27 protein-coding genes, 1 tRNA gene and 2 pseudogenes are annotated in these 26,533 nt (G+C 61.5%); 6 read left to right on the top strand and 24 right to left on the bottom strand.

From position 1 onward, the window contains the following. Positions 1–130 precede the first annotated feature (130 nt). From KQH60_RS05480 to KQH60_RS05405, 16 genes are all read right to left on the bottom strand, one after another. Entirely contained in the window at positions 131–334 is a 204-nt protein-coding gene (locus KQH60_RS05480; protein ID WP_237575536.1) for a hypothetical protein, read from the bottom strand. 104 nt (positions 335–438) lie between these two features. Beyond that, positions 439–720 carry a hypothetical protein gene (locus tag KQH60_RS05475; protein ID WP_237575535.1) on the bottom strand — a complete coding sequence of 94 codons (282 nt, stop codon included), beginning with the start codon at positions 718–720 and terminating at the stop codon, positions 439–441. A 734-nt stretch (positions 721–1,454) separates the two neighbouring features. Beyond that, the gene (locus KQH60_RS05470) at positions 1,455–1,865 is read right to left on the bottom strand and encodes a MerR family transcriptional regulator (RefSeq protein ID WP_237575534.1); all 411 of its coding nucleotides are present in this window, start codon (positions 1,863–1,865) and stop codon (positions 1,455–1,457) included. 72 nt (positions 1,866–1,937) lie between these two features. Then, positions 1,938–2,339, bottom strand: coding sequence for an integration host factor subunit alpha (locus KQH60_RS05465; RefSeq protein WP_041753362.1), 402 nt, complete (start codon positions 2,337–2,339; stop codon positions 1,938–1,940). Positions 2,340–2,396: 57 nt separating this feature from the next. Next, positions 2,397–4,865: a phenylalanine--tRNA ligase subunit beta gene (pheT, locus tag KQH60_RS05460; protein WP_237575533.1), complete on the bottom strand. Its 2,469-nt coding sequence runs from the start codon at positions 4,863–4,865 to the stop codon at positions 2,397–2,399. Positions 4,866–4,889: 24 nt separating this feature from the next. Next, positions 4,890–5,912: a phenylalanine--tRNA ligase subunit alpha gene (gene pheS / locus KQH60_RS05455; RefSeq protein WP_237575538.1), complete on the bottom strand. Its 1,023-nt coding sequence runs from the start codon at positions 5,910–5,912 to the stop codon at positions 4,890–4,892. A gap of 144 nt (positions 5,913–6,056) precedes the next feature. Continuing rightward, complete coding sequence (gene rplT, locus KQH60_RS05450) at positions 6,057–6,416, bottom strand: 50S ribosomal protein L20 (RefSeq protein WP_013434982.1); 360 nt, start codon at positions 6,414–6,416, stop codon at positions 6,057–6,059. 28 nt (positions 6,417–6,444) lie between these two features. Beyond that, positions 6,445–6,642 carry a 50S ribosomal protein L35 gene (gene rpmI / locus KQH60_RS05445; RefSeq protein WP_237575532.1) on the bottom strand — a complete coding sequence of 66 codons (198 nt, stop codon included), beginning with the start codon at positions 6,640–6,642 and terminating at the stop codon, positions 6,445–6,447. A gap of 206 nt (positions 6,643–6,848) precedes the next feature. After that, entirely contained in the window at positions 6,849–7,373 is a 525-nt protein-coding gene (gene infC, locus KQH60_RS05440; protein WP_237575537.1) for a translation initiation factor IF-3, read from the bottom strand. A gap of 48 nt (positions 7,374–7,421) precedes the next feature. After that, positions 7,422–9,329: a threonine--tRNA ligase gene (thrS, locus tag KQH60_RS05435; RefSeq protein WP_237575531.1), complete on the bottom strand. Its 1,908-nt coding sequence runs from the start codon at positions 9,327–9,329 to the stop codon at positions 7,422–7,424. Positions 9,330–9,577: 248 nt separating this feature from the next. Further along, a tRNA-Val gene (locus tag KQH60_RS05430) sits at positions 9,578–9,654 on the bottom strand. A gap of 164 nt (positions 9,655–9,818) precedes the next feature. Continuing rightward, complete coding sequence (locus tag KQH60_RS05425; RefSeq protein WP_237575530.1) at positions 9,819–12,044, bottom strand: bifunctional (p)ppGpp synthetase/guanosine-3',5'-bis(diphosphate) 3'-pyrophosphohydrolase; 2,226 nt, start codon at positions 12,042–12,044, stop codon at positions 9,819–9,821. Between the two features lie 57 nt (positions 12,045–12,101). After that, positions 12,102–12,455, bottom strand: coding sequence for a RidA family protein (locus KQH60_RS05420; protein WP_237575529.1), 354 nt, complete (start codon positions 12,453–12,455; stop codon positions 12,102–12,104). Between the two features lie 51 nt (positions 12,456–12,506). Beyond that, the gene (locus KQH60_RS05415) at positions 12,507–13,439 is read right to left on the bottom strand and encodes an alpha/beta fold hydrolase (RefSeq protein ID WP_237575528.1); all 933 of its coding nucleotides are present in this window, start codon (positions 13,437–13,439) and stop codon (positions 12,507–12,509) included. A gap of 179 nt (positions 13,440–13,618) precedes the next feature. Next, positions 13,619–14,260, bottom strand: coding sequence for a CoA transferase subunit B (locus tag KQH60_RS05410; protein WP_237575527.1), 642 nt, complete (start codon positions 14,258–14,260; stop codon positions 13,619–13,621). A 19-nt stretch (positions 14,261–14,279) separates the two neighbouring features. Then, the gene (locus KQH60_RS05405) at positions 14,280–14,978 is read right to left on the bottom strand and encodes a CoA transferase subunit A (protein WP_237575526.1); all 699 of its coding nucleotides are present in this window, start codon (positions 14,976–14,978) and stop codon (positions 14,280–14,282) included. Between the two features lie 227 nt (positions 14,979–15,205). Here KQH60_RS05405 and KQH60_RS15000 point away from each other — a divergent pair. Continuing rightward, positions 15,206–15,574, top strand: a pseudogene (locus KQH60_RS15000) (helix-turn-helix transcriptional regulator); the annotation flags it as partial. Positions 15,575–15,678: 104 nt separating this feature from the next. Here the strand turns inward: KQH60_RS15000 and KQH60_RS05395 are convergent. Both KQH60_RS05395 and KQH60_RS05390 read right to left on the bottom strand, forming a co-directional pair. Continuing rightward, entirely contained in the window at positions 15,679–16,092 is a 414-nt protein-coding gene (locus KQH60_RS05395) for a thioesterase family protein (RefSeq protein WP_237575524.1), read from the bottom strand. Further along, positions 16,092–16,874 (bottom strand): SDR family oxidoreductase, encoded by a 783-nt coding sequence (locus KQH60_RS05390; protein WP_237575523.1) that lies wholly within the window; start codon positions 16,872–16,874, stop codon positions 16,092–16,094. Before KQH60_RS05390 ends, KQH60_RS05395 begins: the two co-directional genes overlap by 1 nt. A gap of 165 nt (positions 16,875–17,039) precedes the next feature. Here KQH60_RS05390 and KQH60_RS05385 point away from each other — a divergent pair, with 165 nt between their 5' ends. After that, positions 17,040–18,713, top strand: coding sequence for an electron transfer flavoprotein-ubiquinone oxidoreductase (locus KQH60_RS05385; RefSeq protein WP_237575522.1), 1,674 nt, complete (start codon positions 17,040–17,042; stop codon positions 18,711–18,713). Positions 18,714–18,776: 63 nt separating this feature from the next. On the opposite strand, the gene aroC is transcribed toward KQH60_RS05385, so the two are convergent. From aroC to KQH60_RS05365, 4 genes are all read right to left on the bottom strand, one after another. Further along, complete coding sequence (gene aroC / locus KQH60_RS05380) at positions 18,777–19,883, bottom strand: chorismate synthase (RefSeq protein WP_237575521.1); 1,107 nt, start codon at positions 19,881–19,883, stop codon at positions 18,777–18,779. A gap of 31 nt (positions 19,884–19,914) precedes the next feature. Beyond that, positions 19,915–20,094, bottom strand: coding sequence for a hypothetical protein (locus tag KQH60_RS05375; RefSeq protein WP_237575520.1), 180 nt, complete (start codon positions 20,092–20,094; stop codon positions 19,915–19,917). A gap of 66 nt (positions 20,095–20,160) precedes the next feature. Then, positions 20,161–20,301: a hypothetical protein gene (locus KQH60_RS05370; RefSeq protein WP_237575539.1), complete on the bottom strand. Its 141-nt coding sequence runs from the start codon at positions 20,299–20,301 to the stop codon at positions 20,161–20,163. Positions 20,302–20,727: 426 nt separating this feature from the next. Next, a complete protein-coding gene (locus tag KQH60_RS05365) occupies positions 20,728–21,186 on the bottom strand; it encodes a CBS domain-containing protein (protein WP_237575519.1) in 459 nt (152 codons plus the stop codon). 194 nt (positions 21,187–21,380) lie between these two features. On the opposite strand from KQH60_RS05365, the pseudogene KQH60_RS05360 reads away from it, so the two are divergent. Further along, positions 21,381–21,678 (top strand): annotated as a pseudogene (locus tag KQH60_RS05360) (PLP-dependent transferase); the annotation flags it as partial. Here KQH60_RS05360 and KQH60_RS05355 read toward each other — a convergent pair. Beyond that, entirely contained in the window at positions 21,667–23,016 is a 1,350-nt protein-coding gene (locus KQH60_RS05355) for a YihY family inner membrane protein (RefSeq protein ID WP_237575518.1), read from the bottom strand. The pseudogene KQH60_RS05360 and the gene KQH60_RS05355 overlap by 12 nt on opposite strands. 48 nt (positions 23,017–23,064) lie before the next feature. Between KQH60_RS05355 and wrbA the strand changes: the two genes are divergently transcribed. The 3 genes from wrbA to KQH60_RS05340 are packed head-to-tail and all read left to right on the top strand — an operon-like array spanning position 23,065 to position 25,537. After that, on the top strand, positions 23,065–23,673 hold the full coding sequence (gene wrbA, locus KQH60_RS05350; RefSeq protein WP_237575517.1) for an NAD(P)H:quinone oxidoreductase: 609 nt from the start codon (positions 23,065–23,067) through the stop codon (positions 23,671–23,673). Continuing rightward, a complete protein-coding gene (locus KQH60_RS05345) occupies positions 23,670–24,095 on the top strand; it encodes a DUF2069 domain-containing protein (protein WP_237575516.1) in 426 nt (141 codons plus the stop codon). Before wrbA ends, KQH60_RS05345 begins: the two co-directional genes overlap by 4 nt. Then, a complete protein-coding gene (locus tag KQH60_RS05340; protein ID WP_237575515.1) occupies positions 24,092–25,537 on the top strand; it encodes an FAD-binding oxidoreductase in 1,446 nt (481 codons plus the stop codon). The genes KQH60_RS05345 and KQH60_RS05340 overlap by 4 nt, the downstream gene beginning before the upstream one ends. On the opposite strand, the gene KQH60_RS05335 is transcribed toward KQH60_RS05340, so the two are convergent. Continuing rightward, positions 25,538–26,479 carry a LysR family transcriptional regulator gene (locus KQH60_RS05335; RefSeq protein WP_237575514.1) on the bottom strand — a complete coding sequence of 314 codons (942 nt, stop codon included), beginning with the start codon at positions 26,477–26,479 and terminating at the stop codon, positions 25,538–25,540. Positions 26,480–26,533: the final 54 nt, after the last annotated feature.

Genomic DNA, 26,533 nt, shown 5'->3' with positions numbered 1-26,533 from the left:
CTGGATGTGGACTTACAATCACGATCGCCCGAACATGGCCTTGGGCGGATTGACGCCAAAACAGCGGCTGGCCATGGCCGCATAGTTTCTACTTCTGAACCCCATGGAAAACGGGGAGATTACCGGAGGATCATGGCTCGCAGACCTCGCGTTTCTTGCCATCGACTTCGAGCGTAAAAATCGGCTCGCTCGCCTTCTGCGGTTGCGTGACTTTGTCAGCGACCTGCTCAGGGGAATCAGTTGTTTTACCCTGGTTGCTATCCGGACTCAAGTGTTCAGCGACTACCATGAGGTCAGCCGCATCCGATTGCTGAACCGCGTCCGTTTCGTTCATGTTTAATACGCTCCAGAAAGAAAGCCCGCATTAGCGGGCTTGGGCTTGTTCAAAGGGCACAATGATTGTCTCGCCGACATCCCGTTGGCCAGTGCTCGACCTCGTCATGCGTTGGGGTTAATGGGCCGGCTCAATGCGTTTACGCCCAACACAGCGTTCAGCTCACGGCGAGCTTTTGTCATCAGCGTCTGCTGCTCGAGCGTATGCCGCGCAAGTTGTCCCGTTTCCACGGTTTGCCGAAAGTGGCCCTCCGCAGCGTTAAGCAACCGCATCATTAACCACAGTTTTTCTCTGTTTTCACGCTCCCGCGCCAGGCTGTGTTTCCACTGCTGACGGTATCGATTCCGCAGCGCCTGGAACGTTTCCTGCATCAGCGGGTGGTTCAATATTTCCTGAACCTGACGGCCCCGCACGATCTGTTCGGTGAGTTACATTGATCATGTCTCCACTGGTCAACGTCGTGGCATAGTTCGCCGCTTCCTGATAAGGATCGATGCCGGCGCGCATATAGATGGCTTCGCGCTTGACCGCCAGATCCGCAAAGGTTAGTGGCAACGCACAAGTACCATTCGCCGCCGTCCTGCTGCACAACTGCGTTCAGGTGGAAAAGAGCTCGCTGCTGTGCGCGCAAGCTTCTCGACTGGCCGCCCGACGCGCTACGCCCCCGGGCGACTGGGATAACAAGAAAAGATTGAATTCGTCGCTTATGCAATCGAAGCGCACAGTTACACTACCGGTATCGCGCCAAAGCCGCTCAAAGCCAGAATTCGGCAGGACACCGATCGGCGGAACGCCCTCGGCACATTCAGTATCACACGATACTGCTCGTCGCTGAACGCATGGGATCTCAGCGCTGTACACATGCACACGCCGATCTGCACGCACAATACCGACTACTGAGAAGCGCGATACGCGCTTGATCACTTTCACACGAAGCTATTAAAGCTTTTCGCCCTTTTCAAACGCCGGAAGGTCGGCGCCTAACCAAACTACGTCACGAACGGTTAGCGTGCTTCGTGGATAAATTTTCGAAAGAGACCTAAGGGCACCGTAGCCGTCCCGAACCACGACGAATCGGTGACACGCATATCGCGTGAATCAGCAAGAGAAGAACGATGGATCACGATCGCTTGCCGTCCGTCAGTAGAACGATCACCTGTCGTATTTCGTCGCGCAGTGCGTCCACGTCGACGGCAACAAGCCGAGGATCCGCTGGCGGCACGCCCGCTTCGCCCGGCGGGACCGCACCGCCCGGCTCGTCAGGCAACAGCGCACGGTGTGAATTGAGCCGGTTGCGCGCACCGTTGATCGTGAATCCTTGCTCATACAACAGCTCCCGGATCCGCCGGATCAGCAGTACTTCATGATGCTGATAATAGCGCCGGTTTCCACGGCGCTTGACCGGCCTCAACTGCGTGAATTCCTGCTCCCAATATCTAAGCACGTGCGGCTTGACGCCGCACAGCTCGCTGACTTCACCGATCGTGAAATACCGCTTCGCGGGTATCGGGGGCAACGTGACTTTGTCCATCGTCACACGCTCGTCATGTCGGTCTTGGATGCGTCGGGGACTGAGCACGAGCGGACCCTGACGTGGCTACGTTCAGCGTGACTGCAAGTTCGCAGCGCCGGACTCGACCTGCGCCTTCAGCTTTTGGCTCGCATGGAAAGTCACCACGCGCCGTGCCGCGATTGGGATAGCTTCGCCGGTCTTCGGATTGCGTCCCGGACGTTGCGGCTTATCACGCAACTGGAAGTTGCCGAACCCCGATAGCTTGACGCTCTCACCGTTTTCGAGCGCATCGCGGATTGCCTCAAAAAACGCTTCGACCATGTCCTTTGCCTCGCGCTTGTTTAAACCGACCTGATCGAACAACAACTCGGCCAGCTCGGCTTTTGTCAACGTCGGCGTCTCGGATGAAACCGGATTGCTGTAAGCCGGATTATCGCGACTCATCGCACTGCGTTGCGCAGACAGAAGTGCTTCAAATTCACTCGAGTTCATTGGATGCTTATCGTATGAGAATGGCCTCTGGTTTCTTTCGGTCAAATCGGATTCGATTTAGCCGCGCAACCTCGCACCAAAGACTCGAGCCAAACGTTCCACCAGGGTTGTGACAGCGAACTCAACCGTCTCGTCCTGAAGGGTCCCGCCAGTATCTTGCAAGGTTACCCGGAACGCAAGGCTTTTCTCGTCAGCCGAGAGTCCCCCCGAAACAGCACCCGAACCGGTTTGTTTCGCGTCGAATTTCGGCCGGAATTCGTCAAATAGCACCATTTTTTGCACGAACCGGAGGGCATCATTGTCGCCCCGAGCCTGCGCGAACTCATCGAGTATCGATTGGACTTCGACATGCTGCGGCACGACCAATGCAATGTCACGGCGCACCGGCGGGAATTTCGAGATTTCAGTTACGCCCGGTAACGCACGCCCGGCCACCGCATCAGCCTCGACCTCGAAGATTACGGGTGCATGCGTAAGATCGTATTTTCGCAGCCAACGCGGATGCAGCTCGCCGATCCAACCGACAATGCGGCCATCGATCTCGATCCGCGCACTGCGCCCCGGGTGCAATGCCGGATGCGAGGCCCGTGTGAAGCGGGGCACCGTCGGTGCAAACAGCGCCTGCACGTCACCCTTCACATCGAAGAAATCAACATGTCGCGCCGATACTCCCCATTGTTCGTCGACGACCGGGCCATAGGCTAGCGCACCGATCATCTTTGGTTGGGCAAAGCCTTCTACCGTCAATTCACCTTCCTTCACCGCCGGGTCCGCGCGAAAGACCCGCCCAGCCTCGAACACGCGCACGCGCTCCGCACGCCGATTCAAATTATGCTGCAGCACGCCGACCAAGCTGCCAAACAATGTCGAACGCATTACCGACAGCTGGCTCGCAATCGGATTGAGCAGCGCGACGGGCCACTCGTTACCGGCGAAATCCCGCTCCCACTCGGCATTGACAAAGCTGAAATTGACCGTTTCCGCGTAGTCGCGTGCCGCTAGCGCACGACGCAACGCATGGATCGAGCGCCGCGTCTCGTTCGTCACCCGCATCTCGCTCGTCGCGATCGGTGCACGCGCCGGGATCTTTTCGAATCCGTGGATACGAGCGACCTCCTCAATCAAGTCCTCCTCGATCTCGATGTCAAAGCGGTAGGTTGGCGGCGTCACAATGAACGTGTCGCCATCCGCCGCACGCTCGAATGACAGATTCAAACGCGTGAAGATGCTGGCAATCTCGTTCGCATCGATCGGCACGCCAATGATCCGGTTTGCCCGCGACACGCGCATCGAAACGGGCTTGCGCTGCGGTAGGTTGACGATATGGTCGTCCACCGGACCGGCGTCGCCACCGCAGATCGTCGTAATCAAGTGCGTCAGGTACTCGATGTGCTCAACGGTGGTCGCGTAGTCCACGCCTCGCTCGAAGCGATGCGCGGCATCGGTCGAGAAGTTGTATTGGCGGGCACGTCCACGGATGCTGTCCGGCCACCAAAATGCCGCCTCTAAATAGATATGCCGCGTATCGAGCGTCACCGCGGTACTGTCACCGCCCATGATACCGGCCAGGCTTTCGACACGTCCCTGATCATCCGCGATCACGCCAACCGTTTCGTCCAGCTCGATCGTAGTGCCGTTGAGCAGCTTCAGCGTCTCGCCGCGCTTGCCCCAGCGCACGTGCAAGCCGCCGTTAATCTTGTCCAGGTCGAATATGTGTGATGGACGCCCGAGCTCGAGCATCACATAGTTCGAAATGTCGACGAGCGCCGAAATGCTGCGCTGGCCCGCTCGCTCAAGCCGCTGAACCATCCATGCAGGCGTGCTGGCCCGCGCATCGACATTGCGGATCACGCGGCCGGAGAACCGTCCGCAAAGCTGCGGCGCTTCGATACGCACCGGCAACCGCGCATCGCAGGTGACCGGAACAGGCGGGTAGGACGGCGCGTTGAGCGGCGCACCGGTAATTGCAGCCGTCTCGCGTGCGATACCGAACACCGATAAGCAATCGGCCTTGTTCGGCGTCAGCTTGATCTCAAAAATCATGTCGTCGAGCTGCAGCACGTCACGGATGTCGCGTCCGATCAGCATATCGTCCGGCAACACTAACAGACCGTTGTGGTCGTCTGACAACTTCAGTTCGCGAGCCGAACACAGCATGCCCTGGCTTTCGACACCGCGCAGCTTCGACAACTTAATCTCGAACGGCGCACCGCCCGCTTGCGCGGGCGGCAACGTCGCGCCGACCAGCGCGGTCGGCACCTTGATGCCAGGTGTCACATTCGGCGCACCGCACACAATCGTCAACGTCTGTCCCGTGCCCGCGTCAACCTGACACACGTTCAGCTTATCCGCATTCGGATGCTTGACGACCTCGAGCACTTTGCCGACAACGATCTTCGATGTCGGCGGCGCCACCGGCGCCCATTCCTCGACCTCGAGCCCCGCCATCGTCAGCGCATGCGACAGCGCCTCAGTCGACAACTGCGGATCAACAAAGCTTCTTAACCAGGATTCAGCAAATTGCATGGGGTGTCGATAAGGAAAGTCAGGTCACGCAAACTGGCGCAGGAAACGCAAATCGTTCTCGAAGAACGCGCGCAAGTCGTCCACGCCGTAGCGCAGCATCGTCAGTCGCTCAAGGCCGCTGCCAAATGCAAAGCCAATATAGCGCTGCGGGTCGAGCCCCATGTTGCGCACCACGTTCGGATGCACCTGCCCCGAGCCGGAAATTTCGAGCCAGCGCCCGGCGTTTCTGCCGTGCTCGAACTTCATGTCGATCTCGGCGGACGGTTCGGTAAACGGGAAGTACGATGGACGAAAACGCACGAGGATATCGTTGCGCTCGAAAAATTTCTTCAGGAAGTCCGTGTAGACGCCCTTCAAGTCTGCAAAGCTCACGTTCTCATCGATCCACAGCCCCTCGACCTGGTTGAACATCGGCGAATGCGTCGCATCACTGTCGACACGATAAGTGCGCCCGGGAACGATGACCTTAACCGGCGGCTTGTTCATCCGCGCATACCGGACTTGCATTGGACTCGTATGCGTGCGCAGCAACAACGGCCTGCCTTGCGCGTCCTTCGCGTCGAGATAAAACGTGTCCTGCATCGAGCGCGCCGGATGGTTCTCGGGGCTGTTCAGCGCGGTAAAGTTGTACCAGTCGGTTTCGATCTCCGGACCGTCGGCTACGTCGAAGCCAATCGAATGAAAAATCTGCTCGACGCGCTCCCAAGTCTGCATCACCGGATGCAGACTGCCCACACCCGTGCCGCGCCCGGGCAGCGTCACGTCGATCGCCTCGGCCGCCAGCCGCTGATTCATCAACGCATCGGCGAGTGCCTGTCGACGCGCGTTCAGTGCCGCCTCGACCTGCTGTTTCGCGACGTTGATGCGAGCACCCTCGCTCTTGCGCACCTCCGGGTCCAACTTGCCCAAGCCTTTCAGCAATTCGGTTAACGCACCGGCCTTGCCGAGGAAGCGCGCCTTTTCGTTTTCGAGCGTCACAGTGTCCGCAGCATCCGCAAAGGCGCGCTGCGCATCGGCGACGATCTGCTCAAGATCGGGAGATCCCATCATTTCAACGTCTGTCAATGGATCAAAAAGGCTTGCGGCCAACAAAAAAACGGGGGCTCCAGCAAGAGCCCCCGTTCAAGTCTGCGGGTCGGCGTGCGGCCCAATGGGCGTGAACGACCGACCCGGCACCGACTGCCCTTGCGGTCAGCGGGCAACGGCGGCTTTCACCTGCGCCACGATGGCGGCAAAAGCGGCCTTGTCGAACACGGCCATGTCGGCAAGCACCTTGCGATCGAGTTCAATCGACGCCTTTTTCAAGCCGTTCATGAACACGCTGTACGTGATATCGTGTTGCCGCGCCGCTGCATTGATACGCGCAATCCACAAGCGCCGGAACACGCGCTTCTTATTGCGGCGATCGCGGTATGCGTACTGACCAGCACGCATAACCGCCTGCTTCGCGATCCGGAACACATTGTTGCGACGGCCACGATAGCCCTTCGCAAGGTTAATGATCTTTTTGTGACGGGCCCGTGCGGTAACCCCACGTTTGACTCGAGGCATGTTTCTCTCCTATGAGTTCGATTCAGGGTTACGCGAACGGCATCATCGCGCGAACGGAATTGACGTCCGACGCGTGGACATCCGTGCTACCACGCAGGTGACGCTTGCTCTTCGTCGTTTTCTTCGTCAGGATGTGACGCTTGAAGGCCTGACCGCGCTTGACGGTACCGCCCGGACGCACGACAAAGCGCTTGGACGCGCTTTTCTTGGTCTTCATCTTAGGCATTGCTACCACTCCAGTTTTTTATGGCCACGGGTGTGCGGCTGAATACTCCGCCCTTGCAAGACCCGGGGACCACTTGTTGTCGGCGCGCGTTGCGATCGCGTCACGCGCCGTCTTTTCGGAAGACGCCGTACTGGCCGCCTTCGAAACCTGCATCGCGCGTCGCATCGCAAGCGGCAACGTGCCGCGCGCGCAACGCACAACGCCCATCACTTCTTCTTTTTCGGCCCCAGCACCATTACCATCTGACGACCTTCCATCTTCGGCATTTGTTCGACCTGACCGTGCTCATCCAGGTCCTGGCGCAGACGGTCCAGCATCCGCATGCCGATTTCCTGGTGCGCCATCTCGCGCCCACGGAAACGCAACGTGATCTTCGTCTTGTCGCCTTCCTCGAGGAATCGCGTCAGGTTGCGCAGCTTGACGTGGTAATCCCCATCGTCGGTGCCCGGACGGAACTTGACTTCCTTCACCTGGATCACCTTCTGCTTGAGCTTCGCCTCGTGCTGCTTCTTGGCTTCCTGATACTTGAACTTGCCATAGTCCATCAGGCGGCACACAGGCGGCTGTGCATGCGGAGCAATCTCGACAAGGTCGACATCGTGCTGTTCCGATAAACGGAACGCCTCGGCCAGCTTCACGATGCCAATGGGTTCCCCATCGACCCCAACCAGACGCACCTCCGGCGCGTTAATTTCACCGTTGATGCGATGCGACGACTTATCAGTAGCGATGTTACGTTTCCTCTAAAAGTCAAAAAAACTAGCCGCACTGCTGATGGCTCACCCAAGCACCCGCACTTCATTGTGCAGGTGGTCGAGGAAGGCTTCGACCGGCATCACGCCCAGGTCGACGCCGCCACGGGCACGCACGGCTACCGTTTGCGCATCGCGCTCCTTGTCGCCGACTACTGCCAAATACGGGACTTTTTCGAGCGCGTGTTCCCGTATTTTATAGCTAATCTTTTCGTTACGCAAATCGGCGGCAGCCCTAAGCCCTTGTTTTTTCAATGATTGGGCAACAATATCCGCGTAATCGGCCGAACTTTCTGCAATATTCATTACCACGACTTGCGCTGGGGCCAGCCACAGCGGCATTGCACCAGCATGATGCTCAATCAAGATGCCAAGGAAGCGCTCCATCGAACCCACAATGGCCCGGTGCAGCATCACGGGGCGGCGGCGGCTATTGTCTTCGGCCACATATTCCGCGCCGAGGCGCTCCGGCAACACAAAGTCCAATTGCAGCGTGCCACACTGCCACGACCGCCCCAACGCATCCTTGATATGGTATTCGACCTTCGGACCATAGAATGCGCCCTCGCCATCGAGCTCCTGCCACTGCAGGCCGCACGCCGCCAGTGCCTCACGCAAGCCCTGTTCCGCGCGCTCCCAGGTATCGTCGGTGCCCGCGCGCTGCTGCGGCCTCAACGCCAGCTTGATGTCGATTTGCTCGAAGCCGAAGTCCTTATACACGCTCATCGCCAGCGAATTGAACGCGATCGACTCGGCAATCACCTGGTCTTCCGTGCAGAAGATATGCGCGTCATCCTGCACGAACCCGCGCACCCGCATTAGGCCATGCAGCGCACCCGAGGCCTCATTGCGATGACATGAACCGAACTCGGCAAAACGCAACGGCAAGTCGCGATACGAATGAAGACTATGATTGAACACCTGCACATGCCCCGGACAATTCATCGGCTTGATCGCGTAGTCGCGTTTCTCCGATTCCGTCGTGAACATGTTCTCGCGGTAGTTCTGCCAGTGGCCGGAGCGTTCCCATAGCGAGCGATCCATAATCATCGGCGTCTTTATCTCGAGGTAGCCGGCCTCGCCAAGCCGGCGTCTGAGGTATTGCTCCACCTGCTGCCACAGCGTCCAGCCCTTCGGGTGCCAAAACACGAGCCCGGGAGCCTCCTCCTGCAGGTGGAACAAGTCTAGCTGCTTACCAAGTTTGCGATGGTCGCGCTTTTCAGCCTCTTCGAGCATGTGAAGGTACGCGTCCTGGTCCTCCTTGCGCGCCCACGCCGTGCCGTAGATCCGCTGCAGTTGCTCGTTGCTCGAATCGCCACGCCAATACGCGCCGGCCAGCTTCATCAGCTTGAACACCTTGAGCTTGCCCGTGGAAGGCACATGGGGTCCGCGGCACAGGTCCGTGAAGCCGCCATGCGAATACAGCTTGATCTGCTCGCCTTGCGGAATCGACTCGATGATCTCGGCCTTGTAGCGCTCGCCGATGCGTTTGAAGTAATCGACTGCCTCATCGCGCGACACCACGCGCCGCGACACCCGCTCGTCCTTGTTGGCGAGTTCATGCATGCGCTGCTCGATGTTTTGCAGGTCTTCGGGCGTGAACGCGCGATGATAAGCGAAATCATAATAGAACCCGTTGTCCACGACCGGCCCGATCGTCACCTGAGCTTGAGGAAATAGCTCCTTGACCGCATACGCGAGCAAGTGCGCCGTCGAGTGACGGATGATCTCGAGTCCCTCCGGGTCCTTGTCCGTGACGATCGAGACAGCGGCATCGCGCTGAATCACGGCCGACGTATCCACGAGTTCGCCATCGACCTTGCCGCCAAGCGCCGCCTTCGCAAGTCCCGGACCGATCGACGCGGCCACTTCGGCCACCGTCACCGGATGATCGTATTGCCGGATAGAGCCATCGGGCAGTCGTACCGAAATCATTGCGTTCTCCTGGCGCCGTGCCATGTACGGTTAAGTCGGGGGCCGGAAACAAGGCCAAAAAAAAATGCGGCCCTACCGAGGGCCGCATTTCAGATTCAACACAAAACAAAGGTCTAAATAGGTCCTCGACTAGCGTCGCTCCGAAAAAGTCCCAATCAACGTTCGCGGTGTCATAACCATTTCGCCCGACGGCCGCCGATGAGCGACCTTTTGTCCTGCATTAGATTCCGCTAGGAATCTGTATTCGTTGGTAGGCTCGATTGGACTCGAACCAACGACCCCCACCATGTCAAGGTGGTGCTCTAACCAGCTGAGCTACGAGCCTGAAGAAGCCGTGATTATAGGAGGCTTTTCGTCTGTTGCCAAGTAGTTTATGCAAGAAGGTTGATACAATGCGAGTCTTTTATGCGATGCGATGGCTTGGACCGACGCGATCCCCACGCCGACGGGAAGGGCACTGACACAGCGAGCCATCCGCTTCGTCGGCGTTCATTGACGCCGCTTCGCCCGGACCACACCTTGCACGTCGCCAAGCAGCGTGGCAGCACGCTGCACCTGCGCGCTGTTGGACACCTCCACGGTGAATTGCATATACGCAACGTTGCGGCGTGTTTGGGACTTCACGCCAACCAAATTGATCTTCTCGCGTGCGAACACCTCGGTGATGTCACGCAGCAGTCCCTGGCGATCGACGGCTTCGACCGTCAAGTCGATTGGGTAGACGCTTCGGCCGCGGCCGCCGAGCACGTCGTTGGACCAAGCCGTATGCAGCACGCGCTCCGGCACGCGCGCGGCCATGCGCAAAAAGCTTGCGCAATCGCTGCGATGGATCGATACTCCCTTGCCGCGGGTCACAAAGCCGGCGATCTCGTCGGGAGGCGCCGGCCGGCAACATTTCGCCAGTTGCGTAAGCAACGCGTCGACGCCTACGACCAGCACGCCGGTCGACGCCCCGGACGCAACACTGGCGCCGCTGCTGCGCCATTCAAAGTTCGCGGGCTCCAGCCCAGACGGCTCCGGGGCGGGCGCATCGCGAAGCGCCTGCTCGACTGAGCGCGGGCTGAGTTCGTCCTTGCCAACCTGCAGGAACAGTTCGTCCGCTGTCTTGAAGCCAAGCTTCGCAGCGAGCTCATCGAAATTGACCGACGTGCGCCCCTCGCGTTGCAGCGTCTTTTCGACAGCGGCCCGGCCCAATGCGATGGTCTCCTGCAACTCGATCGCGTTGAACCACGCCCGCACCTTTTGCTTGGCGCGTGCGCTATGCAGATAGCCCAGTTGCAGGTTAAGCCAGTCACGCGACGGCCCCCCCTGCTTGACCGCGACGATCTCGACTGTCTGCCCGTTTTGCAACGGCGTGTTCAGCGGCACCATCGTCCCGTCTACGCGAGCGCCCCGGCATCGATGCCCGAGTTCGCTGTGCACGTAATAGGCAAAATCGACCGGCGTCGCCCCCTGCGGCAGCGCCACCACGCGCGCCTGCGGCGTCAGTACGTAGATATGGTCATCCAGCGGCGTCTGTCGCAGTTGCTCCCATGATTGTGACGGCGAGTCGCTGCCGGACACTTCATCCTTCCACGCAAGCAACTGCCGCAGCCACGCGATCTTCTCGTCGTACTTGTCACTGGCGGCAAACCGGCCGTCGTATCCGCGGGTTCCTGCCTCCTTATAGCGCCAATGCGCGGCAATGCCATATTCGGCAAAACGATGCATGTCGTGCGTGCGGATCTGCACTTCGAATGCCCGGCCGTCATCGCCGATCACCACCGTATGCAACGACTTGTAGCCATTGGGTTTTGGCCGGGATATATAGTCATCGAACTCGCGGGGCACCGGCTGCCAGATGTTGTGCACGACACCGAGTACGGTATAACAGTCCTTGACGTCCGGCACGATCACGCGGAACGCGCGTACATCGTTGAGCTCGGAGAACTCGAGCTTTTTGCCGCGCATTTTGCGCCAGATGCTGTAAATGTGCTTGGGGCGTCCGCTTACGTCCACATCGATGTTCGCCGCCGCGAGTTCGCGCTTCAGGCGTGCGATCGCATCGCGCACGTAAGATTCACGTTCGCCCCGCCGCTCGTCGAGCAACTTCGCGATACGCTTGTAGGTCGTTGGCTCTTCGAAACGGAACGCGAGGTCCTCCAACTCCCATTTCAATTGCCAGATGCCGAGGCGATTCGCGAGCGGCGCATAGATTTCCAGCGTCTCGCGCGGCAATTCCGCCGGCGGCATCAGCTTGTGCGCCGCATAGAAGCGCAGCGTCTGCAACCGCGATGCGAGCCGGATCAGCACGACGCGGATATCCCGTGCGAACGCTACCAGCATCTTGCGCAGCGCCTCGACCTGCGCGCGGCGATGCGCCTGCGCGTCGCGGCCCATGTCGCTATCGGGTGCCGTCGCCCGAATGCCAATCACGCCGAGCCGCAGCAGCTTGCGCACATCTATGACCAGCTGCAACACGTCTTCGCCGAAACGCTTCCGAAGCAGGCGTTCCGGTTCGCTCAGGTAGGGAATCACCGAGAATAGCGCCGCCGCCACAGATGACGGAGGATCAACGTTCAGCGTATTGACGATCTGCGCAGTGCCCTGCGCGTGCTCAACGAGCATTTCACCCGACCCAAGTCGCACCCCACTCGCGTGCTCCTGCACGAAGGCCAGCGCGTCGTCAAGCGTCGCTGTCGGCGACTGGGCGCGGGTTTCGGATTCGGTACTCATCTGTCAAACTAGTACGACGCCGGCCGCTACCGCACGGCGCGATAACACGGAAAACGCTCAGCTTCGCTGCGCGGCAACCACCACGACTTCGACCAGGCATGCCGAATCGGCGAGTTGGGCCTGCACGGTGGCACGCGGCGGCGTATTACCGTTGGGCACCCATTCGTCCCACACGTCATTCATTGCGGCGAAATTCGCCATGTCGGAGAGATAGATCTGCGTCGACAAAATCAGCGACTTGTCGCTGCCGGCCTCCGCGAGCAGCCGGTCGACGTGGCCGAGCACCTCGCGCATCTGTCCAGCAATGTTTTGCTTCGTATCCTCGGCGATCTGGCCGGCCAGGTAGACGGTGCCATTGTGCACGGCAATTTCGGATAAACGGGGACCAACATGAAAACGTTGCACTGCCATGGTCAATATCCTGGAGTCGGTGAAATTAGGCACGCGCCATCGCGTGCCGGCTCATTGCAGCGTCGGCGCCGGCTGATGCGCGAGCGCCGGCTCGTCGCCGCAAAAGAATGCTTCGGCGATCGCGATCTGCTCGTCGTGCACGAACGTGGGCGCATGGCCGACGCCGGCAATCTCAGCGGCCGACACTTGGCGGCCACGCTGCTGCATCGCTTCAACGCTCTCGCGTGACAGCAGGTCCGACTGCTCGCCCCGCACCACCAGCGTAGGCCCTGGAATCGCCTCGAAGGCGCGCCACAGCAGCGCTTGGCCAGTACTCGCGAGTTCCGCCTTGCTGGCCTCGAACGGCACCGCGATGCGCGGGTCATAGTGCAGCACCCACGCGCCGGCATGATGCCTCAGCAATGGCCGGTTCAACGCACGCCACTCGTCTGGCGCATGCGGACCGAACCCCGCCGAGATCGAGGCCAAATAATCATAAGCCTGCTGCTCGGTGTCGAACTTCGGCGCGTTGCCGACGTACTCGCCGATCCGGCGCAGCGCATCCGGCTCCAGCGTCGGCCCGACGTCGTTGAGCAGCAGCTTGCGCACCGGACTGTTCGGCAGCCCGGCCAGCACCATGCCGATCATACCGCCCATCGACGTGCCGAACCAATCCACTGTCTCGACGTTCAGCCGGGCGATTAGCGTCACCATGTCCGACACATATTGCGACAATGCGTACTGCTGTGCATTGTCGAGCCAGTCGGACAGTCCACGACCGGCGACGTCAGGACACACGACGCGAAAACGGTCCGCGAGGCGGCTGGCCAGCACATCAAAATCCCTGCCGGTACGGGTCAGGCCATGCGCGCAAACAAGCACGCGCGGATTGGATGGGTTACCCCATTCGGTGTAGGCGATCCGGTGCAAACCGGTGGGACTGATACAGCGTACAAAGCCCTGACGCGGCGTACATGGGTCAGGTGAAGCGGACGGAGCCGACATGGATGTATCCTGAAACGTAATGGCTTAATTTTAGCGTGCTTTGCGCACGCGGCCCGCCGGCTCCGCGCACAATGGCCGATCGGCCGACGCACACGCGACCGTAATCCGCCACGACCCGCCACGCCCTGTCACGACCGCCGCGCTACGGCAGCGCGGGCGCGCCACGGCTGTCGTCCAGACTATGCGAGTGCGCTTACATCAAGCGGCGCGCCGGTCTTGCGCTGGATTTCCTCGATGCTCACGCCGGGCGCGATCTCGACCAACTTCAGGCCGACCTCGGTCACGTCGATCACGCCCAGGTCGGTGACGATCCGGTCCACGACACCGACGCCGGTCAATGGCAGCGTGCATTGATCGAGGATCTTGTGCTGGTCGCCCTTGGCCACGTGCTCCATCAACACGATCACCCGCTTGACGCCGGCCACGAGGTCCATCGCGCCGCCCATGCCCTTGATCATCTTGCCGGGGATCATCCAATTGGCGAGGTCCCCGCCCTGGCTGACCTGCATCGCGCCCAGGATCGCCAGGTTAATGTGCCCGCCGCGAATCATCGCAAACGAGTCGGCGGACGAGAAGATTGACGAGCCGGGCAATGTCGTCACCGTCTGCTTGCCGGCGTTGATCAGATCCGCGTCGACTTCGTCCTCGGTCGGCGACGGACCGATGCCAAGCAATCCATTCTCGGATTGGAGCCACACTTCGATGCCATCCGGTACATGGTTGGCCACCAGCGTCGGCAGCCCGATCCCCAGGTTCACATAGAAGCCGTCCTGCAGTTCCCGTGCGGCACGCGCCGCCATTTCGTCTCGACTCCAGACCATTTCAGTCTCCTTTGCGCGCTTATTTCTGGCGCAAGACGCGTTGTTCGATGCGCTTTTCCGGGTGGGCATTGAGCACCAACCGTTGCACGAAGATGCCAGGCGTATGAATCGCATCCGGCTCAAGCTCGCCAGTCTCGACAATCTCTTCGACTTCGGCAATCGTGATCCGGCCCGCCATGGCACACATCGGATTGAAGTTACGCGCGGTACGGCGATAGAGCAGATTGCCGGCCTTGTCGGCCCTCCAGGCCTTGACGAGCGCGATATCGGCGGTCAATGAGCGCTCGAGCACATAGTGGTCGTCGTCGAACTGCCGCGTCTCTTTGCCTTCGGCGATCACCGTGCCGTAACCGGTATGGGTGAAGAAGGCCGGAATGCCGGCGCCACCAGCACGCAACTTCTCGGCTAGCGTGCCTTGCGGCGTGAACTCCAGTTCCAATTCGCCGGCCAGGTATTGGCGCTCGAACTCTTTGTTCTCGCCCACGTACGACGAGATCATCTTCTTGATCTGTCGCGTTTCGAGCAGCAGGCCCAGTCCGAACCCATCCACACCCGCATTGTTGCTGATACAGGTGATGCCCTTGACGCCCGAATCGCGCAGCGCGGCGATGAGCGCCTCGGGGATCCCGCACAAACCGAAACCGCCGACCGCAAACGTCTGGCCGTCCTTGACGATGTCCGTCAGCGCTGCCTGGGCGCTCGAATAAAGCTTGTTCATATTGCTGTCCCTCCTCTATGGATATCCCGCTTCGGCGCGGGTGCTACGCCGGGTCCGGTGCCACGGTCGCGGCACGACGCCCAATTGGGTACGCAAAGGTTACGCTGAGCGGATGTTGCAGCACAATACGCCAAAGTACAAAGTATATAAGCGCCGCACCGCGCGGAACCGTCGGCGGTACCGTGCGTGACGGCCGTGACGCTCGCCGCGTCATGCCAGCGTACGTGATTGATGAGCGCATCCCGCCGATCATGACAAACCAGGGCCGCTATGCGGATGACAGGATCATGAAGCGTGTGACGGGCGAGCTGTACTGGCGCCATGTGACCGGCCGCTCGCTGGACCGGCTGGCGCCACATGGCGCCGGCGTCTGGACATTCGAAGACTTGAGCGCGACGCGCCGCGTGGACATTGAACTGACGTCGCGCAATGGGGCACTCAGACAAGACCAGCAAGGAAATCGGCCGCGTACTGGACATTAGCTCGCGCACCGTCGCTATCTATCGCGCCCAACTAGACTAGTGCGCAAGTACGAGACTAATGCGAAGTACGGCACCGGCAACGCGACTGAACCGGTCCAGCGGTTGCCGGCTGAGCACGCCCCGGGCGGATTGCCCATTGCTCCCCGGACCGGAAACCGGCCGAGTGGTGCGCATCCCGTGTACACAGGGAGCATGCGGGGCCCGCCTCCCCAGCATGGCTACTCGAGCGCTGCGAGCAGCGCCTTGGGCAACGGCACCGACTTACCCGCGTCATAATCGACCCAAACGATCTTTGCGCCCCCTTGCGCGATGAGTTCACCGGGCGCGTCGGTGCGCGTCAGCTCGAAGCGCGAGTCCACGCTGCTACGTCCCGGCTTGCCGACCCGCATCGTGCCATGTACGTCGCCTGGATAGCGCAGCTGGCGCAAAAAATTCATGTGCGCGCTGACGATCACCGGACCACACCCGTTCTCATCTGGCACAGGCAAGCGTAACGCCTCGAACCATGAGACCCGCACCTGTTCCATATAGCGGAAATAGACAACGTTGTTCACGTGTTGAAACGCGTCCATATCCCCCCAGCGGATCGGCAACACCATCTCGAACACGTGGCGATACACGTCAGAAGACATCAGACCAACCCCAATCCGTCGTCAGCGGCCATCACCGAACCGTTGATGAATTGTGACTCATCGGCTGCGAGCAGCAACAACAACCCGTCCAGGTCCTCCGGCGTGCCGGCCCGCTTACGCGGCAGCATCGCGAGCAGTTTCTGTTCGTGCTCCGTGGACCCGTGATGGTGGCTGAACTCAGTATCGATGTAGCCGGGGCAGATCGCGTTGACATTGATGCCATGACGTCCCCACTCGAGCGCCATTGTTTTGGTCATATGCACGACGGCGGCCTTGCTCATTGCGTATAATCCGATTTGCGGCAACGCGCGCAGGCCGGCAACCGATGCAATGTTGATGATCCGATAGCATGGCTTCGCATCCACTGCACCATTGCCCCGCATGATCATGCGCTTGGCGACCTCTTGCGCGACGAAAAATGCGCCGCGCGTGTTGATGCCAAACACATATTCGAAGTCGGCCGGTGTCACATCGGCCAACTTCTGCGTCGTCGATACGCCGGAATTGTTCACCAGGATATCGATTGTGCCCGCTTCGGTTTCGGCGTGCGCGACCGCGGCCTTGATGCTGCCATAATCGGTCACGTCCAACGCGACCACATGCGCCGCGCCTCCCGACGCCTCGATCTCGGCGCGTAGCTCCTTGAGACGCTCGGTGCGGCGGCTCGCCAGCACCACTTTCGCGCCCGCGCCCGACAGCACCTGCGCGAAACGCTTGCCCAGACCGCTCGACGCACCGGTGATCAGCGCGACCTTGCCTTCAAGATTGATCGAACGACCCATTGGAATTCCTTTTCAGGTGGAGAGAACAGACCGTATCACACAATGCGCGATACGTTACCATCAAATAGAACGATCGTGCTAATTCACTGTCCTTCGGTTGCGGCCACCGGTCGCTTCCCGGACAATAGCACCCGACTAAAACGCATTCTAACGGAGAGGACGTCAATGACCCCGCAAAGCTGGATTGAGCAATACGGGCCACGCGAGTCGATGGAGTACGACGTGGTGGTGGTGGGCGGTGGTCCGGCGGGGCTGTCAGCGGCGATCCGGCTCAAGCAGCGGGCGGCGGAGCAAGGGGTGGAGTTGGCGGTGTGCGTGCTGGAGAAGGGCTCGGAGATTGGCGCGCACATCTTGTCGGGAGCGGTGATGGACCCGCGCGCGCTCAACGAGTTGATTCCGCAATGGCGTGAGCGAGGTGCGCCGCTGACGGTGCCCGTGGTAGAAGACCGGTTCCTGTTTCTGAGCCGCACGGGGGCGCTGAAGACGCCGAACTGGGCGTTGCCAGAGAGTTTCAAGAACCACGGCAACTACGTGGTGAGCCTAGGCAATGTGACGCGCTGGCTGGGCCAGCAGGCCGAGGCGCTGGGGGTGGAGATCTTCCCGGGCTTTGCCGCGGCCGAGGTGCTGTACGATGAGCGCGGCGCGGTGCGCGGGGTGGCCACCGGCAACCTGGGGGTAGGCAAGGATGGCCAGCCCACGGAGCACTTCCAACTGGGCATGGCGCTGCACGCGAGGTACACGCTGTTTTGCGAGGGCGCGCGCGGGCACCTAGGGCGGCAGCTGCAGGAGCGCTTTGGGCTGCGCGAGGGGGTGGATCCGCAGGTGTACGGCATTGGCATCAAGGAGCTGTGGGAGGTAGAGCCGGCGCGGCACAAGCCGGGGCTGGTGATCCACACGGCGGGCTGGCCGCTGGATGCGAAGACCTACGGTGGCTCGTTCCTGTACCACCTGGATAACCGGCAGGTGGCGGTGGGGTTCGTGGTGGGGTTGGGCTATGAGAACCCGTACCTGTCACCGTTCGAGGAGTTCCAGCGCTACAAGACGCATCCGACGATCCGCGCATTCCTGGAAGGGGGCAAACGGGTGTCGTACGGGGCGCGCGCGATCACCGCGGGCGGGCTGATGTCGCTGCCCAAGCTCACGTTTGCGGGCGGGGCGCTGGTGGGGGACGAGGCGGGATTTCTGAACGCTTCGCGCATCAAGGGCAGCCATGGGGCGATCAAGACCGGGATGCTGGCCGCGGAGGCGGCGTTCGAGGCGTTGCAGGCAGGCCGTGGGCACGACGAGTTGCTCGCGTACCCGCAGGCGTTCAAGCGCTCATGGCTACATGAGGAACTATACCGGGCGCGCAACTTCAAGCAGTGGATGAGCAAGGGGCTATACGTGGGCTCGCCGATGGTGTTCATCGAGCAAAAGCTGCTGGGCGGGCGCGTGCCGTGGACGCTGCATCACCGGCATGCGGATCACGAGCGGCTCAAGCCGGCGTCGCAGTGCCAACCGATCGCGTACCCGAAGCCGGACGGCAAGCTCACGTTCGACCGGCTCTCGTCGGTGTTCATCTCGAACACGAATCACGAGGAAAACCAGCCGGCGCACCTGACGCTCAAGAACGCGAGCGTGCCGGTGCGCATCAACCTGCATGAGTACGCGGGCCCGGAGAGCCGCTACTGTCCGGCGGCGGTGTACGAGTTTGTACGCGACGAAGAGGGCGGCGAGCGGCTGGTGATCAACGCGCAGAACTGCGTGCACTGCAAGAGCTGCGACATCAAAGATCCGACGCAAAATATCGTGTGGGTCACGCCCGAGGGCGGCGGCGGCCCAAACTACCCGAACATGTGACGCCATGCAGCGGCGCGCGACACGGCGCCGTCGCCTACCCGCCCACCGGGGCGCACTGCGAAATCACGCGCCCGGGGCGCGCGCGGCGATCGCCGGCGTCGACGTCTTGACCTCCGCGCATTGTGCGCGGTGACGCAGCGCATGGTCCATCAGCACCAGTGCAAGCATCGCTTCAGCAATGGGTGTCGCTCGGACCCCGACACACGGATCATGGCGCCCGAACGTCTCGACCATCGCGGGCTCGCCGGCCTTGTCGATTGAGCGGCGCGGCGTGCGGATGCTCGAGGTTGGCTTAATCGCGATCGACACGACGATGTCCTGCCCAGTCGAAATGCCGCCGAGCACGCCGCCGGCATTGTTGCCCGCGAAACCAGCGGGCGTCAACTCGTCACCATGCAGCGAGCCGCGCTGGCGCACGCTGTCGAATCCGGCGCCAATCTCCACGCCCTTCACCGCGTTGATCCCCATCATCGCATAGGCGATGTCTGCATCCAGCTTGTCGAACAATGGCGCGCCCCACCCGAGCGGCACGCCGGAGGCGATCACCGAGATCCGGGCGCCGATCGAGTCGCCGTCCTTGCGCAACGCATCCATGTAGGCCTCAAGTTGCGGCACGATTTGCGCATTCGGTGCGAAAAAAGGATTGCTGGCTACGTGTGCCCAATCCACGAACGGGATGTCGATTTCGCCCAACGCGCTCATGTAGCCGCGCACCTGGATGCCGAAGCGCTCCCGCAGCCACTTCTTCGCCACGGCCCCTGCCGCGACATTCGGCGCAGTCAGCCGCGCGGACGCGCGCCCGCCTCCACGGTAATCGCGCACACCATATTTTTGCCAGTATGTGTAGTCCGCATGGCCAGGCCGGAAAGTTTCCACGATGTTGCCGTAATCTTTGCTGCGCTGGTCCGTATTGCGGATTAGCAACGCGATCGGCGTGCCGGTCGTCACGCCGTCGAACACGCCCGACAGGATCTCGACCCGGTCTTCCTCCTGGCGTTGTGTCACGTGGCGCGACGTGCCTGGCTTGCGGCGATCGAGCTCTACCTGTATATCCGCCTCAGTCAGTGCCAATTTTGGCGGGCAGCCATCGATCACGCAGCCGATGGCCGGACCGTGCGACTCCCCGAAAGTCGTCACCGTGAAAAGCGTACCGAAAGTGTTGCCCGACATGCTGATTGCCCGGAAATTGCTCAAACCAACATTATGCCAGCGCTGTCACGGCGCGCGCCGTGGGTGGGGTTGACTTGAGCGCGCCATGCAATTGCATGACAGCCTGCTGCAGCCGCTCAGGCATGACCTGCGCCCGAAACAGCGACTCGCCCACCAACAAGGCGAGCCGGCTGACCGTGCCACAGCGCTCTGGGCATGTCCGCCTCGGCAAAGCGCGCCCCTCCTGCCCCGTCGCCCTCGCAACGCGACGGGTCTCGAACACCAGATTCCAATTGATCTACAGTGCAGGTTGCGGCACTGGCATGGCCGGTACAAACAAGGCGGCAACGCGTCCGGCCAACGCGATTACCGCGCAGACCAATGCGAGCCGCGTCTTGCCATGGGCCGATGCGCCGGCGCGCTGCACCAAGCGCGCCATCCCCGAAGTTCCCCCAGTTCCTGCCTCATGGCCCCATTCCCACGGGCTTGCGCTTCTTCGGCTCACATTGAGCCTCACCGTCCTAATCGCGGTGCTTCATGTTCGGCCCTTCGGTCATACCGCACCTACCATGGCCTCGGCTGACGTCTGTACAACTCTCCCAGCGCCATTCGACGCCAGTAGCACTTCGGCAGCCGTGTGGGTCTCCCGTACATGGATGCCCTCGGCTTCACGCTTATGCCTGTCAGCTATACGCCGCATCGCTCCGTGCAAGTTTCGGGCCTTGGCCTTTTGGGCTGCCTTGCCCGACGCACCGCCTCGCCTCCTTCCTGTGCGTCAGGCCAGCGCTTCGCGTCGGGCTTCCTTCAGTTTCGCCGTCGCCCGCGACATCCTTGCCACTGGCCGTACGCTGGCTCCGCCACAGCTTCAGCGCGCCTCGCGTGCCCCTTCATCCTCCGGCCAGTCGCGAATATAGGCTTTGAGCATCCGGTTCTCAAACCCCTGCTCCTCGACCACCGCCTTGGCCACGTCATAGAACGAGATCACGCCCATCAACGTGCGTTTTTCCATCACCGGCAAATAGCGCGCGTGACGCGCGAGCATCATGCGCCGCACCTCGTTGACATCCGTTTCCGGCGTACAAGTGAGCGGATGATCGTCCATCACCTTGCGGATCGTCACGGCCTCGACCGAGCCGCCGTGGTCGCGCAATGTCAAAATGATCTCGCGGAACGTCAGCATGCCGACCAGATCACCAAATTCGATGACAACCAGCGAGCCGATATCATGCTCGGCCATGGTTTGAACCGCTTCACGCAACGGCGTGTCGGGAGTGACGGTGTAGAGCACATTGCCCTTGACCTTCAAGATATCGCTGACTCGCATGGCCTCCTCCTTGCACGGCGCAGCTTCGTGCACCGATCCTAGCCGAAAGACGGGTAAAAGGAAAGCATGGCGCGGCGCGGCCCACGCCGCCGCGCCAACGATACCGGCACACCGCGTCGGGCACGCACGCGGCCTGTCCGGCACACCGGCCCGATCCAGCCCCTTGACAGAAGACCCGCCATGTCAGCACTTTGCTGTTCAACATGGAGCACGTGGGGCATGTGTATTCACGCCGCTTCAATCCGACAGGGGCCGTCTTCGAGGAACGTGTCGCCGCGCTGGAGGACGGCGTCGGCGCGATCGGCACGGCCAGCGGTCAAGCGATGCTACACTTGGCCATCGGATGGTTGCCGACTCACGCATCGTCGCGTCCAGCGCGCTGTAGGGTGGCTCGCACAACTTGCTGCACTACACGCCGCGCCGCTTCGGCATCGAGACAAGCTTCGTTTGGCCACATGACATTGGCGCACGGCGATCCGGCTACACAGCCGCCACCGACGACGGGCGTGCGCTGTTGGCCCGCTCGGATTGGGCGCCGCGACGACGGCGCGCGGCCAACAACGCAGCGAGCGACACATCCAGGCCACCATGGTCGAGCGCAGCGAGCAGCGTCGGGCCATCGACGTGCGCGGTGTCGAGATTGAGCTGATAAGTGAACTCGTTGTGATCAATGACGAACAATTGATAGAGTTGGCGCAGGCTAGCGTGCCGCGGATTCACTAGAAGCACATAGCGGTCTGGGTCGTGCTCGCGCTGTATCCGGGCGACCCAGTCGATCGCCTCGAGCTTGTCTAGCAGTCGTGCAGCCGACTGCAACCCGCAGCGCTGCAACCGTGCGAGTTCATGCAGCGTGTAGCCGGCACGGCCCGCATCGCGGGCATCGTTGAGCCACGCGAGCAACTCCAGCGCATCGAGCAAGTCGCTGCCTGCGTAATCGACGCGATGAAAGTGCCCGAGCCGGATTTCTGGCAACGCGGACGTCAACATCGCGCCGAACAGCGTGATCAGCCAACTTAGATAGACCCAAAGCAGAAAAATCGGGATCGTCGCAAATGCGCCATACACGGCCGTATAGGTCGGAATACGCCGAATATAGAACCCGAAACCTCGTTTGGCGAACTCAAACGCAATCGCCGCACACAGCCCGCCAACGAGCGCGTCGCGCCACGCCACGCGGCAGTTCGGTAAATAGACATAAGATAGCGTGAACGCCAGTACCGACAGCGGCAGCACCGCGCCGATCAGCGCCCATTCGACGAACGTCGGCATCGCGCGCGATGCGGCGCCCGATGCCGCGCTGGCTACGCCGGCCACGTTGGCAACCGTGTTGGCAAGCATCGAGTGCGTGAGCAGGTAGGACGACACCGATAGGCTCACGCCGATCAGCAGCGGCCCCAGCGTGATCACTGCCCAATACACCAGGATGCGCTGCGCAAGCGGCCGCGACTTACGTACGCGCCAGATCATGTTAAACGCCGATTCGACGATCATCATCGTCATGACCGACGTAACCACGAGGGTAATCATCCCGACCGTCGTCAGCCCTTTCGCCTTTTCCGCGAACTGGTTCAGATATTTGAAGATCTGGCTGTTAATCTGCGCCGGCATGAGATGGTCGGCCAGGAAGCCCTGCAGCGACTGTTGGAATGACGCAAAGATCGGAAACGCGGTGAACAACGCGAAGGCCACCGTCACCAGCGGCACCAGCGACAGTACGGTCGTGAACGTGAGACTACCCGCCACCTGCGGGATACGGTCCTCGGCGCTGCGGGTCGCGACAAAGCGCACGAGCCGCTTCAGCGCATCCAGATCGATATCAAATTTCGTCAAGTTCAACCCTCCTTACGTCTTCTATAATAACGGCTCACCGCACAGGTCATGAAAGACATACTCGTTCTCTACTACAGCCGCAACGGCGCCACCCGGGAACTCGCGCGAGCCATCAGCCGCGGCGTGGACAGCGTACCCGGCGCACAGGCACGCCTGCGCACCGTGCCGCCTGTCTCTACGGTCTGCGAAGCCACCAGGCCGGATATCCCCGACGATGGCCCACCGTACGCGGAATTGCGCGATCTAGCTGAGTGCGCTGGACTCGCGCTGGGCTCGCCGACGCGCTTTGGCAATATGGCTGCGGCGCTGAAGTACTTCCTGGACGGCACGACGCCGCAATGGCTTAGCGGCGCGCTAGCGGGCAAGCCCGCCAGCGTCTTCACGTCCACCGGCAGCCTGCACGGCGGCCAGGAATCCACACTGCTGTCTATGATGCTGCCATTGTTGCATCACGGTATGCTGATCGTCGGGCTACCCTATACCGAATCCGCACTGATGAGCACGACGAGCGGCGGCACGCCGTACGGCGCCTCTCACGTCGCCGGAGTCAGTGGCGGCAACGATCCGGCTCCGCTGTCGTCGGAGGAGAAGACGTTGGCGCACGCACTCGGCGCGCGGCTCGCCCGCGCTGCGCTCGCGCTGGCAGGCGGGCAATGAACCAGCAGCCCAGCAATCTAGCGCTACGGACCGCGCAGCGGTTGCACCGGCTGTTGATGATCGCGATCGCCACGCTGCTCGCACTGGTGGTGTTGGCCGTGAACTGGGAAATCTGGCTCGCGCCGTTGCATCCCGGCGGCTCAGCGCTGGCCCTCAAAGCGTTGCCGCTACTGCTGGTCGTGCCCGGGCTGCTGCGCGCCAGGTTGTACACAATGCAATGGTCGGCCATGCTGATTCTGGCCTATTTCGCGGAGGGAATCGTGCGCGCAATCAGTGATGCGGGCGCCAGTGCGCGCCTAGGCTGGATCGAGGCCGTGCTCGCCCTCGTCTACTTCGTCAGCGTGCTCGGTTATCTCGCGCCATTCAAGCGCACTGCCCGGCACGCCACCGCTGCCTCTGACGCCTCGGCCGAACACCGATGACGCGTCACGACACCGCCGCACTGCCCGCCTTCCTGCAAGCTTGCCAGCACGCCATCGGCGCAGACCAGGTATTGGATGAGCCGCACGACATGTCGCCCTACATGACAGATTGGCGACGCCGGTACGTCGGCCGCGCCTGCGCGGTGCTACGTCCGGCAAGCACGGCAGAAGTCGCCATGCTGGTACGATTGGCCACCGAATTCGGGGTCGCGCTGGTGCCGCAAGGCGGCAACACCGGGCTAGCCGGCGGTGCCACGCCGGACACCAGCGGACGGCAGGCGGTGCTCAGCCTGCGCCGACTGGACCGCGTGCGCGCGGTGGACCCGATCAACGACACGATCACCGCAGAAGCCGGGTGCATCCTCGCCGATGTGCAGGCCCGCGCGGCGGACGCCGGCCGCTTATTCCCGCTCAGCCTGGCGGCCGAAGGCAGTTGCACGTTGGGCGGCAACCTGGCGACGAACGCCGGCGGCACCGCAGTGCTGCGCTACGGCAACGCGCGCGAACTGTGCCTGGGCTTGGAAGTCGTGACCGCGAAGGGCGAGGTCTGGAACGGCTTGCGCGGGCTGCGCAAAGACAACACCGGATACGACTTACGCGATATTTTCATCGGTGCCGAAGGCACGCTAGGCATCATCACGGCAGCCGTGATGAAACTCTATCCGCAACCGGCCGCGCGCCTCACCGCGCTGGCCGGCGTTGCATCGCCGCACGCCGCGCTACAACTTTTGGCGCTGGCCCGCGACACTGCCGGCGCGCTGCTAACCGGATTCGAGTTAATGTCCGACTTCTGCCTGCGGCTGGTCACCCACCATTTCCCCTCGCAGCGATACCCGTTCGCCGCCCCGCATGCACAGACCGTGTTGCTCGAGTTATCCGACGGCGAAAGCGACGCGCACGCAAGCAAGCTCATCGAGAGATTGATGGAGCGTGCATTCGAGCGCGGTATCGTCGACGATGCGCTCGTGGCGCAAAGCCTGGCGCAGTCGAACGCAATGTGGGCGCTGCGCGAGCACATCCCGCTCGCGCAAGCAACCGAAGGGCTCAATATCAAGCACGACATCGCGGTACCAAGCTCGCGCATCGGCGAATTCATCGACACCACCGACGCGGCGATCGCCGCAGCCGTGCCCGGCGCGCGGATGGTCACCTTCGGGCATCTAGGCGATGGCAACCTGCACTACAATGTACAGGCGCCCGCGGGGATGGATCCGCGGGCCTTTCTGGTGAAACATCAGGCGAGCGTGAACCGGATTGTCTACGATAGCGTCCATGCGCACCACGGCACGATCAGCGCCGAGCACGGCGTCGGGCAGTTGAAGATCGACGACATGGCACGCTACAAGTCTTCCGTGGAACTCGAATTGATGCGTGCGTTAAAGGCGGCGCTCGATCCCGGCAATGTATTCAATCCCGGAAAAGTGCTGCGCTGCGGTCCATGACTAGCGCACCCCGAAGGTCTGCAACGCGGCCTCGTCAGCCGCAAGTGCCTTCGAAATATGCTCGCGCAGGAATTCGACCCAGGTCCGGATCTTCGCGTCCAGATATTGCCGCGACGCATACATCGCGTAAATCGTCATCTTTTGCATCTTGTGGTCTGGCAACACGCGCACCAGCGTGCCATTGCGCAGCGCCGGCAACGCCGAAGGCGTGAGCAGCGCGCCAATGCCCATTCCCTCGCGCAGTGCCACCGCGAGCGCGTCCGCCACATTGACCTGGAACGTCGGCGCCGGCAACTCGATCGTCTCAATGCCGTCCGGCCCGTCGAAGCGCCAATGATCACCGGGAAAGATCGATGTCACGATGCGCAGGCAGGTATGGCCGGCCAGATCCCGGACGCTGCGGGGCGTGCCATGCTTTTCCAAATAGGCCGGAGAGGCGCATAGCACACTGTACGAGTCGCCAAGCCGCTGCGATACCAATCCGGAATCGGGCAGTTCGTTCGTGCTGACCTGCAGCGTGACATCGTAGCCTTCATCGAGCAGATCCGGCACGTGCTGCGACAGCGTCAGATCGACCGCCACAGACGGATAACGCTCCTGATAACGCGTGACGGCAGGCACCACGTAATACTGGCCGAAACTGGTGGTCGCATGGATTCTGAGCCGGCCCGAGGGTCGTGCGTGCGCGTCGGCGGCTTCGGCTTCGGCCTGATCGACGTAGGCGAGGATCTGCTCGCACCGTTGCAAGTATCGCTCCCCCGCCTCCGTGAGCGCGATGCGCCGCGTCGTACGGTTCAGCAAGCGGGTGCGCAGGTGCGCCTCCAGATCCGATATGGCCCGCGATGCGTACGCCGTCGTCGTATTCATTTGCTGCGCCGCAGCCGTGAAGCTCTTAGCCTCCACAACGCGGACAAACACCTTCATGTTTTGCAGCGTATCCATAACGAACTTCCTGGACGGTTCGAAGCATTGTTGCACATTTTGCAAGAGCTATTA

The sequence above is a fragment of the Mycetohabitans sp. B8 genome (assembly GCF_021991875.1).
GTDB lineage: Bacteria > Pseudomonadota > Gammaproteobacteria > Burkholderiales > Burkholderiaceae > Mycetohabitans.
This window is presented reverse-complemented; position numbering and strand designations above follow the sequence as displayed.